Consider the following 15,790-nt stretch of genomic DNA (forward strand, 5'->3'; position numbering starts at 1 on the left):
TTAATTTTTCTGATTTCTCTTGTGTAATAAAACAAAGATAGAAATTTGACTATAGATAATCGTCATTCGCTCTTCACAAATTTTTATAGCCTATCAATTTAATCTATAATTAACCCCTTCAAATTTCTCTAGTCCGTCTAAAAAATCATTTGTAAGATTTATCTTCAATGACTTAGCAGGCATCTCAATTACCAATTCATCCTGTATATCTAAAATTTTAAATTTCAGCTGACAATTGCATTCTATTCCTTCTATTTTTGTTGATTCAACTAATGTATAGATTTGATGTACAAACTGGTCATTTAACAGATGAAGTGGGCATTGTATCGTGAACGACTTCGCCATTTTGTCCCGCAAATCCGAAAGTAATTGTATGTTTTTTAATTCGAAGCCCCAATTACCTGCCTGCCTAAATCGTTCCTGTACCAATCCTCTAATCTGTACAAAGAATCCTTCCTGTAGATATCCTCGGAACTTGACATAATCTTCTCCAAACACCATAATCTCGAAGGATTCACTGTAGTCCTCTATAATAAACGAACCAAATGGCTTCCCGGATTTTGCTACCCTATGATTTGCTACGGCGATAATGCCACCAACAACCACTTCTTTATTTTTTATCCGATTGAACTCCAACAGTACCTCTTCCTCTACCTCACTCGCCTTAACCTTGTTGATCAATTGGAGATCTATTACCTTGTTCTGGCAAAAGTGCTTTATCTCAAATTTATAATTATCTAACGGATGGCTTGTTAAATAGATACCGATGACGTCTTTTTCGTATTTAAGTTTCTCGATAAGACCCCAAGCCGGACAAGGTGCCAATACAGGTTCGGGCAATTCCGTTGCTGCTGACCCTCCAAAGAGACTCGCTTGTGCCGAATTTTCATTTTCTTTAACCCGGTGACCGTATTTGATAGCTTTCTCCAAGCCAGTAGAATTGTCGCCATCCATATGGAAGTACTGCGCACGGTGGGTATTGGTAAAACTATCAAAACCACCCGCATATGCTAAACTTTCAAACGCTTTTTTATTTGCCGCACGTAGATCTACGCGTTTGGCGAGGTCGAATACAGATTTGTATTTGCCATCCTTTTCGCGTGTCTGGACAATGGTATCCACAGCACCGGCACCTACACCTTTTACCGCTCCCATTCCAAAACGAATCGCTCCCTGATCGTTCACCGTAAATTTGTAATACGACTCGTTCACATCTGGGCCAAGTACCTGAAGTCCCATTCGCCGGCATTCTTCCATAAAGAACGTCACCGTTTTAATATCATTCATGTTGTTGGACAACACCGCTGCCATATACTCCGCTGGATAATGAGCCTTGAGATAAGCCGTTTGATACGCTACCCAAGCATAACACGTAGAGTGTGACTTATTGAAGGCATAAGACGCAAAAGCTTCCCAGTCTGTCCAGATTTTTTCCAGTACTTTAGCACTGTGCCCATTCGCCGCCGCCTGCTCGATAAACTTTGGTTTCATCTTATCCAGCACGGCTTTTTGCTTCTTACCCATCGCTTTACGCAAGACGTCGGCGTCACCCTTAGAGAAGCCCGCCAACTTTTGCGACAAAAGCATCACCTGCTCTTGATAAACCGTGATACCATACGTTTCTTTTAAGTACTCTTCACACGCCTCCAAATCGTAGGTAATGGGCTCTATTCCGTGTTTCCGCTTAACGAAAGACGGAATATATTCCATCGGTCCCGGACGGTACAACGCATTCATAGCAATCAAGTCAGCAAATACCGTGGGTTTTAACTCTTTCATGTACTTCTGCATCCCGGGAGACTCGTATTGGAACACACCAACTGTTTCTCCACGTTGGAAGAGTTCATACGTTAGCAAATCATCGATCGGAAATTTGTCGGGATCGAGTTCTATACCATGCCGTAATTTCACGTTCGCAACGGTGTCCTTGATTAAGGTAAGCGTCTTTAGTCCCAAGAAGTCCATCTTCAGTAGACCGGCACTCTCAACTACAGAGTTATCAAATTGTGTAACATATAGATCGGAGTCTTTTGCTAACGACACCGGCACAAACTTCGTAATATCGTCCGGTGTGATAATTACTCCACAAGCGTGAATTCCCGTATTCCGCATAGAACCCTCCAAAATGCGCGCCTGTTTGATGGTTTCCGCTTCTAATCCCGCGCCATCAGCCAATGATTTTAAACGGTTGACAGCTTCCAACTCTTCTGAGCGCAACACCTCTTTCATCGCTTTCTCATCCATAGAGAAAATTTTATTCAACTTGAGGTTGGGGATCAGTTTTGCGATTTCGTTGGCATCTTGCAAAGGTAAGTCGAGCACCCGTGCCGTATCCCTAATAGATGACTTAGCCGCCATCGTACCGTACGTGATGATTTGGGCTACCTGCGAAGCGCCGTACTTATCAATAACGTATTGCATGACGCGGCTTCGCCCCTCATCATCAAAGTCGATATCAATATCGGGCATGGAAACACGGTCGGGATTCAAGAAGCGCTCAAAAAGCAGATCGTATTCAATCGGATCCAAATTGGTAATCTTCAAACAATAAGCTACGGCAGAACCAGCTGCCGAACCGCGTCCCGGCCCTACCGAAACACCCATTTTCCGGGCCGCATCAATAAAGTCGTGTACAATAAGGAAATAGCCGGGATACCCTGTTCTTTCGATGGTTTCCAACTCGAAATCCAAACGCTCCCGAATACTATCGGTTATTTCTCCATAACGCTCTTTTGCCCCTTCATACGTCAAATAGCGCAGGTATGCATTTTCACCACGTTTACCGCCATCCAACTCGTCCTCAGCGTGCAGGAACTTCTCCGGAATCACAAATTTCGGCAAGAGGACATCTCTATTTAATGAATAAACATCAATCTTATCTAAGATTTCCTGTATATTGATGATGGCATCGGGTACATCTGCAAATACCCGCTTCATTTCTGCTGCCGACTTAAAATAATACTCTTGGTTGGGCAATCCGAATCGAAAGCCACGCCCTCTCCCCTTTGGTGTAGACAGTTTTTCCCCGTCTTTTACACAAAGTAAAATATCATGGGCATGCGCATTATCTTTGCTGACATAATAGGTATTATTTGTTGCAATTAATTTAACATCATGTTTTCGGGCAAGTTGAATAAGTGTTTGGTTCACCCGGTCTTCATCTTCCTGCCCATGTCGCATGAGTTCAATATAGAAATCTTCACCAAACTGTTCTTTCCACCATAACAACGCCTCTTCCGCCTGCGTTTCACCTATATTCAGTACTTTGCTAGGTATCTCTCCATATAAGTTACCCGAAAGTACCATGACATCTTCTTTATAATGTTCAATAACCGATCGGTCTATACGAGGCACATAATAGAATCCTTCTGTATAGGCTATCGATGCCATCTTTGCCAAGTTATGGTACCCCTTTAGATTCTTTGCCAAAAAGACAATCTGATAACCATTGTCTTTTCTTGATTTATCCCTCCGGTCTTCACATACATAAAACTCACAGCCTACAATAGGCTTTAGCGTTTGGCCTACCGGTGGTTCTCCTCGTTCTAGCGCTTCCGCATTTTTGGCTTCGATTTCCTTATTATATCCGAGTGCTTTATTAACAAAATGGAACGCACCCATCATATTCCCATGATCGGTGAGTGCCACCGCTGGCATATTTGCCTTTGCTGCCGCTTCAACTAATGCCGGAATTGAGATGGTCGATTGTAATACGGAGAACTGCGAATGGTTATGCAGATGGGCAAACTCCGCATTATCCAATGCTTTCTTCAGTTCTTCGTCTATAACGGTCGTAGGTTCATCCGTCTTTTGGGCAGCACGAATAGCATCTGACGCCGCTTTTAAATTGATATGTTTTAGTCCTACCGAGGTAATGGTGTCGGGATTATGTTGCCTAAATTCGACAAAGTACCCCGTATCTACCTGTAGTTCCTCCGGTGTAAAAACTTCTCGTCTAACGAGTTCGAAAAAACAACGTGTTGTCGCTTCCACATCGGCAGTAGCATTATGCGCTTCCGCAAACGGCACACCGAATAAATAATTATGAAGCTCCGTAAGAGTGGGTAGTTTATACCGTCCGCCACGTCCGCCGGGAAGTTTTAATAATTCTGCCGTAACTTCTGTACAAGTATCCAATACAGGCATATTCGCTAAGGGAGAATTGACCTCATAACGGTAAAGTTCGCTCCCCATAATATTGATGTCAAATCCGATATTCTGCCCGACAACAAACTTCGCCTTTCTTAAAGCTGTGTTAAATTTATCCAATACATCGACTAGCGGAACACCTTCCTTTTCGGCTAATTCTGTAGATATACCGTGAATCTTTTCGGAATCGTAAGGGATGTTAAAACCATCCGGTTTAATCAAATAGTCCTGATGCTCCACCAGATTCCCCATTTCATCGTGCAGCTGCCATGCTATTTGTATACAGCGTGGCCAGTTATCAGTATCTGTAATGGGTGCATCCCAACGCTTCGGTAAACCTGTAGTCTCGGTATCAAAAATTATATACATCAAATTCCCTTTCTCTTCTGAACAAAATTAAAAAATAAAAGGGACGGAATTGCGTTGTTTATTCGTCAAATTATCCACAATGAAAAAGAGAATTTAGTGGATAGCAAAAACATTTTCCTTATTTTGTATTGGAATATAATTTGACAGGATAGATCATGATGAAATTTTTAAAAATAGTGTTGTTTATTGCTATTTTAGTTGTTATCGGCTGGTTTTTACTTGCGCGATACAGCAATAGACCGACCTCAGAAAGCAAACACCAATTGCTGATCGAACGTATTGAAGCAATGGGCAAATTAGAGCTGGTAAAGTATCGGTTCAGCGATGTATTGGAGCACAAAAACGTCAGCGCTTATTTACCAGACGCAAGCGTCCTACTCATCGTCAAAGCTGATGCTGTGGGTTGTGTAGACTTGACAAAATTGTCTCCACAGGATATCGAGGTAATAGATGATTCGGTATCCATACGACTACCAAGCCCCGAGATCTGCTATGTCAAAATAGATCACGAGGCTTCGAAAGTATATGATACAAAAATGGCTTTTTTCCGTGAAGCGACTTTGGTAGATGAAGCTTTTAAAAGTGCAGAGAAAGAAATCTACAAAGAAGTACGAAATTCGGATATTTTGCGTCAGACAAAAGAAAACGCCATCCATGTGTTTAGGCCGTTGCTGGAAGGGCTAGGATTTTCGAAGATAAACTTGTCCTTTGAGTAATTGATAGGCGGTTTCTAAATGTTAAAAAATGTTAAAGCGCCGATTGCAGATAATAGTTCAAATTGCGGAGCGTTATAAAAGTATAATTTCATAATTTAGGTTAATAATTGGTTTGGTAAAATCCTGGGGCTCCCCGCTTCAGGATTTTTTCATTTTCCTAGTCATCAAAAGGCAACTTTTTATATGGTCTGTTAAAGAGTAATAAAAAGAAGACCTCCATCCGGGCGGATAGAGGTCTCACTAACCAATTATAACTTGCCGCCATGCTCTAGCGGACTGAATTATGAACTGCTAATATAACAAGAAAATCTAATAAAGCAAAATATTCCGCACCTATTTTACCCTACCCGAATTTGCTCTGTGATACCAATCTTTCCAAAGAGAAAACGAAAACAAATGGAACTCGAGCTTTTTTTAAATTAAACTTGTTCCGATGTCTTTTGCCGAACTATCAGGAATACTTCTTCGTCCAACGGCAGGTAACCATATTCATAAACAAAAAAATAAATTTGCCCTTTGGCATTACTAAATTGATTGGTAAAGAAATCGAAATCAAATCCTTTAGAAAGCAGTCTTTCACGAGTTACTTTCTGCATTTTTTCTTTTCCTAATACCTTACCGAGAACTTGTCGGTTACGCTTCAATATGTCATTGATTTTTCGCACAAAACTATTAGGAAGACTATTTCGTTTATTGTTGTAAGCATTCCGACAGGCATCATGGCAAAAGCGTTTATCCGACCGTCCAACAACTGGCTCGCCACAAGCTAAACACATACGTTTCTCCATATTTCACATAATTCTTTTTTACTGTACAAACGTTTGTAAACGCTTATAAACGTTTATAAACGCTTATAATTGGTTAACTACCGGCTAGTCGAAACCAGCTTTCGCAACTTTGAAATGTCAAAAGCGAATGCCGTTGACACTATAAATGTAAGTTATCTAAAGTGGATTTACAATTAAAATTTCAATATTATGAGCACATTAATCAATGTAGTACAACTTATCGGCCGCTTAGGAGCCGATGCAGAAGTGAAAACAACGACAACGGGAACCAAAGTTTCCAATGTACGTTTTGCCACCAACGAATATTCCAAAAACAGCCAAGGAGAGTGGGTTGAAATTACATATTGGCATAGCTTGGTCTTTTGGGGGAAACTGGCGGAGAGACTGGAAAAGAAATGTAAAAAAGGAACCCGTCTGTTGATACAAGGTTCTTTAATTTATCGTGATTATACCGATGTCAATAACATCAAAAGAGAAGTTACCGATATACGGGTGCAGCAATTTGTTGTATTAGACGGCTATACTAACAATACATCACTATTAGAAATTTCGTCTGATGTTGAAGAAAATGATACCGATCATCTCCCTTAATAAATAGTAAGAGGGCATTTTTCTTATCTGAAAGACGCCCTCTCCTATTATACTTATACTTAAAAGTCCCAACCTGCAGCCTCTGCCACTTTTTTGGGGATATCGGTATTTTCCATTTTATGCGTAAATTCTTCCGCTCCCGCTCCAATAGCAAAAATAGGAATATAAGCCGCTGAATGTCCTCCCGACGCCCAGCTCACGGAACCTTTTTTATTCAATATTTTGATAGCTTCGCTTGCCAATTTATCATCGTTAGCATATAAACTTTTCGCAGTTTCCATTTCATGTTGTACAAAACTCTTCTTATAAATATCATGAAGTGCTTTTTCTTCATCTTCATTAACTGTTACATCAGCGAACAGCCCAACATTTTCTGTTAGCATACCTTTTACTTCATCCCAATCCACTTCCTTTTTTGAAGCTCTTAAATCAGATAGTAGCTTGGATAAAGTGCCTTGCGACACTCGTTGGTTTGCCAATAGCTTTGTGTTCAGACGGCTTCCCCCATTACCCACCGCAATTCCGCCAGTTTCATGGTCAGCGGTGATAACGATTAAAGTCTCCTCCGGATGCTTTTCATAGAATGCGTAGGCTCGTTTCACTGATTCATTGAAATCTAATACCTCCCGAATGGTCGTTGTCGCATCATTAGCATGTGACGACCAGTCAATTTTACCGCCTTCTACCATTAAAAAGAACCCATTATTATTGTTTTTCGTCAATGATTCAATGGCTGCATCGGTTATCTGCGCTAAGTTTAAATCGCCTTCTTCTTGGTCGATTGCAAATTTTAACGATGATTTGTCGCTACCTTTTACATTCATTAAAATCATTTTATCAGCAGATTGTTTCGCTGAATTGTAATCATCTAAGCCGTAAGCTAACGTATATCCAGCTTTTTCAAACTGCGGAAACAAGGAAGGAGCTTCTTTTTTTTCCGAATCTTTATCCGGGCTTAAGAAGCCAGATCCGGCAAAAAAATCGAAATTTGATTTTATTAAATCCTGTCCAATTTCATAATACCGACTACGATTGGGTTGATGCGCATAGAATGAAGCAGGGGTAGCATGATCTATACTTACTGACGTCGTAACTCCCACCTTAAGACCTGCTTCTTTAGCAGCAAAAGCAATACTCTTATAGGCTGTTGTAGTCGCACTGTCCATTCCTAATACACCATTTTTGGTTTTCTTGCCTACAGCCAAAGCTGTTCCTCCAGCTGCCGAATCGGTTACGCCATGTGATAAAGAATAAGATGTAGCAAATGTGGCGTAGGGAAAGGTAGAGAACACTAAGGGAAAAACCGTGTTGCGATCTTCCTGAGCTGCTAGAAAAACCTCAGTCAGATTAATCTGGTTCAACCCCATTCCATCGCCAATCATAAAAAAAACGTATTTGGGTTTCTGTTGTGCGAACGCGCCAAACACAACAAACAAAAGGAGGTAAAGAATTACAAAATTTTTCTTCATTTTTTTTGAGGGATATGTTTATGTTGACAAATATAAAATATTACTATAAAGTCTACGTTAAATTCACCAATCTTATCCAACAAGTTACATAGGTTTAGGGGAAAACATTATTTTTGCAGCATGACAGTACAACAGAAAGAAATGATTGTTCGGGATTTTGAAAAATATATGCAACATACATCGCAGCGCAATATACCTTTCACGCTAGAAAGCTTTGCTGCATTTGCGACTTCCTTGATTAATTTTTACAACGGCAGCAATTTGATCTCTATACCCGAAAGAAAAGAAACAGCTTTGTTACTTAGTAACTCCTTTAACGCTGGCATGGGAAATCGTATTACCCAAGAAGATCTTAACCAAATAGCCGATTTGATAATTTCAGATTCCACGATTGATTATTCCATTTTAAATCCTATATTTGAATGATTTTTCCAATAGGGGGATTAGCTCAGCTGGCTAGAGCGTTTGGCTGGCAGCCAAAAGGTCATCGGTTCGACTCCGATATTCTCCACAACAACAGAGGTAAGGATGAAATGATCCTTACCTCTTTGTTTTTTATTCCTGTATTGTCCATACTAATTTATCTGTAGCATATCCCGAACGTTTGGCATACGCCAGATACTTCTGCTTAATATCTTCCGGTATTGTTTTATCGCGCGAGAGTATCCACATATAGTCGAGATTTTCACCAAACACCAAAGCATAACGATAGTCATCATCCACCATCACAACATTATATCCCGAATAGAACGGACCGAAAAAAGAAACTTTTAGAGCCCCCTCTTCTTCACTCCTCACAAACTTTGCCTTACCAATGCTTTGCTTATACTTTTCTTTTACCATGTCGTATCCCTGATTGTTGACCCGGATACTGCCATCGTCGTTCGACGCGTAGGACGCAATTACATTTTTAAGGTTCTTTTCCCAATAAAAATCTATCCGTGCGATCTCGTACCATTCTCCCAAATATTTATCTTTTTGAAAACCCTGCACCACCGCTACATTAGATTTAACAGGCTTTAATAGATTATATAATGTCGTGCCAGCGGCAACGGCCGTTAGCAACAATAATGATTTTTTTCTGTCCATATACACTAAACCCAAAAGCATTATAAAAGTTTGGCTATTAATTAATAGTTTTGAAAAACCTTTTCGATACATCCAGGAAGGTTTTTAGTGAATATTGGGGGTAACATTTTCAGCAAAGAACATTGTATTCAAAAGAAGAAGCAAAGAAATTAAAAGAACAATTTTGGACAAACTTTGGTCGGTTTATGTCCCCGATTCCAAATGAAGAAGGGTTGAAAGTCAATTGGGTCAACTATAAAACAGGGATTAAGCATCTTTACTTTCGTATGGAGGTGGATAATAAAACGGCAAGCATCTATATTGAAATTAGTCATCCGGACAAAGGGATAAGAGAACTGATGTTTACACAATTCCAAGAATACAAAAACATACTGCATGCTGAACTCGAGGAAGAATGGATATGGAATGAAAACCATGATGATGAATACGGTAAAAACACCGCTCGTATCGGAATAGAGCTCAACAAAAAGGCTTCGGTTTTTAAAGCGGAAGACTGGCCGGCTTTAATCAGTTTCTTCAAGCCTCGTATTATTGCGTTAGATCGCTTTTGGAGTAATGCAAAATATGGGTTTGAGCTATTTAAATAGTGCCTTTATTATGATATCGTTGTGCTATCACCGTAACGACCAGTATCTGGAAAGCGTGAAAAATCATCAACGGAAGAAAATATAGACCTGCGCTAGCAGAATGGGCAAACAGAAACTTGCCGAATACCGAACCGTGGGTCAGTGATTTTTTAGAACCGCAGAATAACGCCGTTATAAGGTCTTCCCTATTAAATTTTAAGACAAATTTACTTAACACATATATCAATCCATAAACGAGTATAAACAGCAGCACGACGCCGGCAAAAATCCACAACAGATATAACCTCCCCGTGCTTTCAAACACCCCACTTACAAATGACTCGGCAAAGCTGCTATAAACAATAAGCAGGATTATCGATTTATCAAATAATCCCAACTGTCGATTATATCGTATTACCCATTTGCCAAAATAAGTTTGCAATAGTAATCCCGCAATAACCGGGATAATGATCTCTTTTATTAATCCCCAATACACATCACCGAGCACGTCAATTTCGCCAAAATCAAGAAAAAACTGCATCCATAACGGTGTAATGACTACTCCTATTAAACCTGATATACTGGCATTGAAAATTGCTGCCGGAATATTTCCTCGTGCAATAGAAACCATAACTACAGAAGAAGATACCGTGGATGGCAATGCCGCCAAAAAGAAAAACGAGAGCCAAAAATCTCGTTGTAATTCGGTTTGGATAAGTGGGTAAAATGGTAGTAAGAGCAATGGAAATAGAACAAAGGTAGCTCCTTGTATCAATAAATGAAGCTTCCAATTACGCAGTCCTGCTTTTAACTGCTGAAAACTCAATTTTAACCCATAGAAAAAGAAAATGAGTGATACGCCGATGCTCGTAATCCAGGCAAGTATTTGTCCATCACGCCATAAATAAAGCTGTGGAAAGAAATAAGCTAATACAATGAAGCAGAGCAAGGCTAGAATAAAGCCGTCAAATTTCAGTTTCATAGAAGACGAAGATACGTTTTTTATCGAAACAACTTTTTCTTAACTTCGGTCTGTCGAAAAGACCAAAATTATGATGCGTTATAACAACATTTCAGGTATTGACTTCGATTCAATTTTTAATAACTGGAATAAAAAGGTGTATCATTACGCGTTGGGCAAAACAAATTCTAAATATATCGCAGAAGAAACGGTGCAACGTGTTTTTATTAAATTATGGAAAAACCTTTCCGAAAAAGATATTCCCGTCAACATAGAAGCACAGATTTTTACCATATCAAAAACAATACTTCTCGATGTCGTCAAAGAAGAAACGAATAGACGAAAATTACTTATCGATGATAAGAAAGAAGTATGGAGTGAGAGTCCGTTCGATATTTTTCAAACCAAAGAACTTGATTATCGGATTCAAAGAGCTATTGAATCGATGCCAGCAACGCGAAAAGAAATTTTTCAATTAAGCCGTTTTGAACATCTTTCCTATAGAGAAATCGCCAACAAGCTATCCATTTCTCCAAAAACAGTAGAAAACCATATCCATTTAGCGCTTAAAACGCTTCGTCAGATTATCTTTAGGACTTCATTCATCTTATTTTACTTTTTCTTTTAGGGGTATCTTCATTTTCAATCGTATTACTTATGTATGAAGCTCACAAAAGAAATTCTGGAAAGATATCTTAAGGGTAATTGTTCTGATGACGAGATAACATTTATTCATGAAAATATCGATAAAATAAAAAATCAAGCAGATATTTTATTTTCGGAACAAGAATGGAATGATGCAGATAATCTATCGGAATATCCAAATGCTGAAGAAATAAAAAAAAGAGTTGTAGACCATATCGAAAACCCCGTTCGCAAGCATCAAATTCAAAAACGTCGGATGATTGTATCTTGGTCGGTTGCAGCCTCTGCTATTTTATTGATAGGTTCCCTATTTTACTTTTCCAAGACCAGCATAAAACAGGCTGTAGAACAAGAGATAGTATCATCGCATGAAACACCTGCTACGGACTCGCCAACCAACCTTTATTATATCAATTCAGGAAAAGATGTTATGCACATTACGGTTTCCGACGGCTCTTCTATATCGCTTTATCCGCAATCGGAAATCAAATTTTCCGAGCATTTCGATGAGAAAACTTCCAGAGATTTCTTCCTAAAAGGAAAAGCTAAATTTTCCGTAGCGAAAGATAAGAACAAACCATTTCACGTACACTCGACAGGCATGACGACTACAGCACTTGGCACTGTCTTTATTGTAGATGAATTTGCGTCATCCATTACGCAGGTAAAGCTTTTAGAAGGTTCTGTAGAAGTAAAACCAACAGTATTCAAGAAACAGTCTCCGATCGTGCATATATTAATGCCAAACGAGGAGATAAAAGTTGATCATAAAAGATCCAGAGTACTACATACCACCAAGCTTGCTTCCTCACCAACCGAACGAGGAGGATATTTTAGAGAAACATCGGAGAAAATCATTTTTAAAAACCTAGCATTGGAAGAAGTCTTCTTGATATTGGAACAAAACTACGTGATTAACATACGCTATCATAAAGATCAAATAAAACAAAAATTCTACACAGGTTCATTTAATCAAAGTAAAAACATATATAAAGAAATCTTAGATGAAATCAAATATCTACATGAAATCGAATTAGAGGTATACTAATCTTTTGAAATAAAATTCACTAAATAAAACAAATTATGAGTAAATCGCCAACAAACGCGTCCAAGCTGTTGACTATGCTTCTGCTCGGCTTGACGAAACCCAAAATGAAGTGGACTGTACCGTTGTCCACTCTTACTATCATGGGAATAGGTATCCATGTAGCTGTCGCGCAGACTGCTGCCTCCGTGAACGGTGTGGTGAGGGATGCACAAGGCAATCCTATTCACGGCGCAACGGTTACCATACAAAACACATCAACAGCATTTAAACAGATTACAACGACAACCGAACAAGGTACGTTTTCATTCAGTAATATCCCCGAAGGAAACAATTACAGCTTATCCGTTACCTCGTTGGGTTATAAACCTAAAATATTAAGTGGCTATAATATTGCTCTTCATGATAAGGTTGCAATTACCGTTGACTTAGATACAGAAGCCGAAAACATAGATGAAGTTGTGGTTACGGCGCTCGGTATCAAACGGGAGAAAAAGGCACTTGGTTATACCGTCGCGGATCTTAAGGGAGATGAGCTCACACAGGGGAAAGAAGTGAATGTAGCCAACGCTTTGTCTGGGAAAGTGGCGGGTGTGCAAGTAAGTCGGGCAGCGTCGGGTGCCGGTGGATCATCGAAAGTTGTTATTCGTGGCAATAACTCACTGATTGGAAATAGTCAACCGTTGTATGTGATAGACGGTGTGCCCATCGACAATCAAAACATCTCCTCTCCCACGCAATCGGGTGGTACAGATTACGGTGATGGTATAGGTAATATAAATCCGGAAGATATTGAAAGTATGTCCGTACTAAAAGGACCAAATGCTGCTGCGCTATATGGACAACGCGGTAGCAATGGTGTCATCTTAATCACTACAAAATCCGGAAAGGCTGGGCGTACCAATGTAAACTATAATACCGATTATTCGCTAGGGACTGGATTAATATTGCCCGATTTTCAAAATGAATATGGACAAGGGCTTAACGGCACTTTTACTCATTTCCGACGAGACGATGGTAGTATTGTCCCGATGGCTACAGCTATCGCAAACGGATATACCGGTATTCCTAAAATGAGCGCTGGCCGCGATCGTACTACCCGAGCCAGCTGGGGACCTCGCATGGAAGGCCAGACTTACGAAGATATGTATGGTAATGTTCTACAATTAAACCCTGCATCAGATACCTATCAATCTTTCTTCCAAACCGAGAAACAATTCATAAACAACATCGGTGTAGATGGTGGAAACGACCGTGTAAATTACCGATTCTCTTATGCCAACACCAAGGTCGATGGCTATATACCGACCAACACCTTAAATAGAAATAATTTTGGTTTACGGACACAAGGCAAGATCACGGAAAAGTTTCATATTGACGTAAAAGCCAATTATATCTTGCAAAATGCGAAGAACAGACCAACACTCTCTGATGCGGCAGACAACCCAGCATATTTGTTTATCAGTCAGCCCCGGAGTTTAAGTAACCAAATTATGTCACAATACAAATGGACTGCGGATGACGTAGCCAAGCAATTGGGATTTTCCGGCGTCACCGAGGGACTGGAGAAGACTTATGCTACCAACAGTTCGACTGCCAACCCTTTTTGGACTATTCATGAGAATCATAACGAAGACCGCAGAGATCGTGTAATAGGTCTATTGCGGTTATCATACGACTTTTTCCCATGGCTGAAGGTCACGGCGACAGGTGGAACGGATTTCTATACCGATCAACGATTTCGATACAGACCGATCAACACCTATCAAAGTTTGAACCGGAAGGGCGATATTCGTGAGGAAGTTATTCGATCAAGAGAAAACAACTACGATATCTTAGCCAGCACAAATTTCGATCTCTCACCCGATTTTAAACTGAATGCGAATCTTGGAGCTGCCCATCAAAGTAGGTTCATGCGATTAACAGGAAATACCGGAAATCAGTTTATCGTTCCGGATTTGTTTGTGATCAATAATACAACAACTAACTCCTACCTATTTGATCTGATTGAGTCACGGATCAATTCAGCTTACTTTTCGGGACAACTCGGTTACAAAGACTACTGGTTTGTGGACTTCTCGGCGAGAAATGACTGGTCGTCCACCCTATCGAAAAATAATAGCTCTTTCTTTTATCCATCGGTTAGCACGAGTTTGGTTCTGTCGGATGCACTTAATTGGCAATCTAGTGCCTTATCTTACGCTAAAATACGAGGTTCTTGGGCACAAGCAGGTAGCTCAGGTAATCCATACCAGTTAACAGGCGCATACAACCTCAGCCAATATACACATGGTGGTGTCCCTATGGCCTCCTACACAGACATTATTCCCGATCCCGACTTAAAGAATGAGCTGACCACATCTATCGAAGCGGGAGCCGATCTACGATTTATCAATAATCGGGTTTCATTCTCCTTTACCTATTATCAAGCAAAAACTAAAAATCAAATATTAGATGTACCCATTTCACCGTCAAGCCTTTATGTCCGAAACAGGATAAATGCCGGAGAAATCAGTAACAAAGGAATTGAATTTATGGTTAGTGCAACTCCAGTCAAGTTAGAAAATGGATTCGAATGGAATACTATCTTTAATTTCAACCGAAACAGAAATAAGGTCGAATCACTCTATCCCGGTGTAGAAACCTTCCTGTTAGCAACCGATAGAGGTATAAACGTGGTTGCCGAAGTAGGTAAGCCTTTCGGGCAACTAATCGGAACCCAATTTGCGTGGATAAAAGATGATCAAGGGAACAGGCTAATCGATGCAGACACCGGATTGCCCCTACGAACGACAGGACGTGTAGAAACCGATCTAGGCAATGCACAACCCGATTGGTTAGGCGGCTTTGGCAATACATTTACCTACAAAGGCTTTACATTGTACGGATTGGTAGACATCCGTCAAGGTGGTATCGTGTTCTCCCAGTCAAACCGGGAGCAGATTGTTTATGGCACAAGCAAAAAAACACTTCATGGACGCGACGGCACCTATATAGCGGATGGCCTAGTTGCCACTCAAAACGGAGCGGGAGAATGGATAAGTACTGGTCAGAAAAACGAAAAACAAATCACGGCACAAGATTATTGGAATATGGTTGCTAGCGATAAGGAAGTCATGGTATCCGAAGAGATGATTAATGACATGAGTTATATTGCGATGCGTGAAATTAGCCTATCTTATTTCTTACCAGCCAAACTGATGCCGACCAAAGCTATACGGTCAATAAAACTCGGACTATACGGAAGGAACCTATTCTATTTCCAACGTAAAACAGACGGTTTTTCTCCAGAGGCTTCAGCCTTTAATGTACATAACTCATCTATAGGCATAGAATCTACCTCCTTGCCCATGATGAGAAACTTTGGGTTCAATATATCGTTAGGTCTTTAATCTCCATCAT

At 40.1% G+C, this 15,790-nt stretch carries 12 protein-coding genes and 1 tRNA gene; 8 read left to right on the plus strand and 5 right to left on the minus strand.

What is annotated here, in order from left to right:
* Positions 1 to 93 precede the first annotated feature (93 nt).
* A complete protein-coding gene (gene dnaE / locus H8B21_RS07420) occupies positions 94 to 4,518 on the minus strand; it encodes a DNA polymerase III subunit alpha (protein WP_190313170.1) in 4,425 nt (1,474 codons plus the stop codon).
* Between the two features lie 155 nt (positions 4,519 to 4,673).
* Between dnaE and H8B21_RS07425 the strand changes: the two genes are divergently transcribed.
* The gene (locus H8B21_RS07425) at positions 4,674 to 5,234 is read left to right on the plus strand and encodes a DUF4230 domain-containing protein (protein ID WP_190313171.1); all 561 of its coding nucleotides are present in this window, start codon (positions 4,674 to 4,676) and stop codon (positions 5,232 to 5,234) included.
* A 419-nt stretch (positions 5,235 to 5,653) separates the two neighbouring features.
* On the opposite strand, the gene H8B21_RS07430 is transcribed toward H8B21_RS07425, so the two are convergent.
* Positions 5,654 to 6,022, minus strand: a complete 369-nt coding sequence (locus H8B21_RS07430; protein ID WP_190313172.1) for a hypothetical protein — start codon at positions 6,020 to 6,022, stop codon at positions 5,654 to 5,656.
* A 189-nt stretch (positions 6,023 to 6,211) separates the two neighbouring features.
* Between H8B21_RS07430 and H8B21_RS07435 the strand changes: the two genes are divergently transcribed.
* Positions 6,212 to 6,613 carry a single-stranded DNA-binding protein gene (locus H8B21_RS07435; RefSeq protein ID WP_190313173.1) on the plus strand — a complete coding sequence of 134 codons (402 nt, stop codon included), beginning with the start codon at positions 6,212 to 6,214 and terminating at the stop codon, positions 6,611 to 6,613.
* Between the two features lie 59 nt (positions 6,614 to 6,672).
* Here the strand turns inward: H8B21_RS07435 and H8B21_RS07440 are convergent, their stop codons facing one another.
* Positions 6,673 to 8,082, minus strand: a complete 1,410-nt coding sequence (locus H8B21_RS07440) for an alkaline phosphatase (RefSeq protein ID WP_190313174.1) — start codon at positions 8,080 to 8,082, stop codon at positions 6,673 to 6,675.
* A 120-nt stretch (positions 8,083 to 8,202) separates the two neighbouring features.
* Between H8B21_RS07440 and H8B21_RS07445 the strand changes: the two genes are divergently transcribed.
* Together H8B21_RS07445 and H8B21_RS07450 are read left to right on the plus strand one after the other, a co-directional pair.
* Positions 8,203 to 8,508 carry a hypothetical protein gene (locus H8B21_RS07445; RefSeq protein ID WP_190313175.1) on the plus strand — a complete coding sequence of 102 codons (306 nt, stop codon included), beginning with the start codon at positions 8,203 to 8,205 and terminating at the stop codon, positions 8,506 to 8,508.
* 11 nt (positions 8,509 to 8,519) lie between these two features.
* Positions 8,520 to 8,593: transfer RNA gene (locus tag H8B21_RS07450), tRNA-Ala, on the plus strand.
* Positions 8,594 to 8,637: 44 nt separating this feature from the next.
* On the opposite strand, the gene H8B21_RS07455 is transcribed toward H8B21_RS07450, so the two are convergent.
* On the minus strand, positions 8,638 to 9,171 hold the full coding sequence (locus tag H8B21_RS07455; RefSeq protein WP_190313176.1) for a lipocalin family protein: 534 nt from the start codon (positions 9,169 to 9,171) through the stop codon (positions 8,638 to 8,640).
* A 122-nt stretch (positions 9,172 to 9,293) separates the two neighbouring features.
* Between H8B21_RS07455 and H8B21_RS07460 the strand changes: the two genes are divergently transcribed.
* The gene (locus tag H8B21_RS07460; protein ID WP_190313177.1) at positions 9,294 to 9,758 is read left to right on the plus strand and encodes a DUF4268 domain-containing protein; all 465 of its coding nucleotides are present in this window, start codon (positions 9,294 to 9,296) and stop codon (positions 9,756 to 9,758) included.
* On the opposite strand, the gene H8B21_RS07465 is transcribed toward H8B21_RS07460, so the two are convergent.
* Positions 9,751 to 10,719, minus strand: a complete 969-nt coding sequence (locus tag H8B21_RS07465; RefSeq protein WP_190313178.1) for a bile acid:sodium symporter family protein — start codon at positions 10,717 to 10,719, stop codon at positions 9,751 to 9,753. The two genes, H8B21_RS07460 and H8B21_RS07465, sit on opposite strands and share 8 nt — an antisense overlap.
* Positions 10,720 to 10,789: 70 nt before the next feature.
* On the opposite strand from H8B21_RS07465, the gene H8B21_RS07470 reads away from it, so the two are divergent.
* Genes H8B21_RS07470 through H8B21_RS07480 form a run of 3 tightly spaced genes read left to right on the plus strand, consistent with a single transcriptional unit; the run spans position 10,790 to position 15,780 of the window.
* A complete protein-coding gene (locus H8B21_RS07470; protein WP_190313179.1) occupies positions 10,790 to 11,326 on the plus strand; it encodes a sigma-70 family RNA polymerase sigma factor in 537 nt (178 codons plus the stop codon).
* A gap of 33 nt (positions 11,327 to 11,359) precedes the next feature.
* Positions 11,360 to 12,391: a FecR family protein gene (locus tag H8B21_RS07475; RefSeq protein ID WP_190313180.1), complete on the plus strand. Its 1,032-nt coding sequence runs from the start codon at positions 11,360 to 11,362 to the stop codon at positions 12,389 to 12,391.
* 35 nt (positions 12,392 to 12,426) lie between these two features.
* Positions 12,427 to 15,780, plus strand: a complete 3,354-nt coding sequence (locus H8B21_RS07480) for a SusC/RagA family TonB-linked outer membrane protein (RefSeq protein ID WP_190313181.1) — start codon at positions 12,427 to 12,429, stop codon at positions 15,778 to 15,780.
* Positions 15,781 to 15,790 lie beyond the last annotated feature (10 nt).

Source organism: Sphingobacterium chuzhouense (assembly GCF_014692525.1).
GTDB classification, from domain to species: Bacteria; Bacteroidota; Bacteroidia; order Sphingobacteriales; family Sphingobacteriaceae; genus Sphingobacterium; species Sphingobacterium chuzhouense.

Excerpts from the sequence above, each read along its gene's own strand:
- H8B21_RS07470 (WP_190313179.1), top strand. The coding sequence starts at position 10,790 with ATGATGCGTTATAACAACATTTCAGGTATTGACTTCGATTCAATTTTT.
- H8B21_RS07475 (WP_190313180.1), top strand. The coding sequence starts at position 11,360 with ATGAAGCTCACAAAAGAAATTCTGGAAAGATATCTTAAGGGTAATTGT.
- H8B21_RS07425 (WP_190313171.1), top strand. The coding sequence starts at position 4,674 with ATGATGAAATTTTTAAAAATAGTGTTGTTTATTGCTATTTTAGTTGTT.
- H8B21_RS07435 (WP_190313173.1), top strand. The coding sequence starts at position 6,212 with ATGAGCACATTAATCAATGTAGTACAACTTATCGGCCGCTTAGGAGCC.
- H8B21_RS07445 (WP_190313175.1), top strand. The coding sequence starts at position 8,203 with ATGACAGTACAACAGAAAGAAATGATTGTTCGGGATTTTGAAAAATAT.
- H8B21_RS07465 (WP_190313178.1), bottom strand. The coding sequence starts at position 10,719 with ATGAAACTGAAATTTGACGGCTTTATTCTAGCCTTGCTCTGCTTCATT.
- H8B21_RS07480 (WP_190313181.1), top strand. The coding sequence starts at position 12,427 with ATGAGTAAATCGCCAACAAACGCGTCCAAGCTGTTGACTATGCTTCTG.
- H8B21_RS07455 (WP_190313176.1), bottom strand. The coding sequence starts at position 9,171 with ATGGACAGAAAAAAATCATTATTGTTGCTAACGGCCGTTGCCGCTGGC.
- dnaE (WP_190313170.1), bottom strand. The coding sequence starts at position 4,518 with ATGTATATAATTTTTGATACCGAGACTACAGGTTTACCGAAGCGTTGG.
- H8B21_RS07440 (WP_190313174.1), bottom strand. The coding sequence starts at position 8,082 with ATGAAGAAAAATTTTGTAATTCTTTACCTCCTTTTGTTTGTTGTGTTT.
- H8B21_RS07430 (WP_190313172.1), bottom strand. The coding sequence starts at position 6,022 with ATGGAGAAACGTATGTGTTTAGCTTGTGGCGAGCCAGTTGTTGGACGG.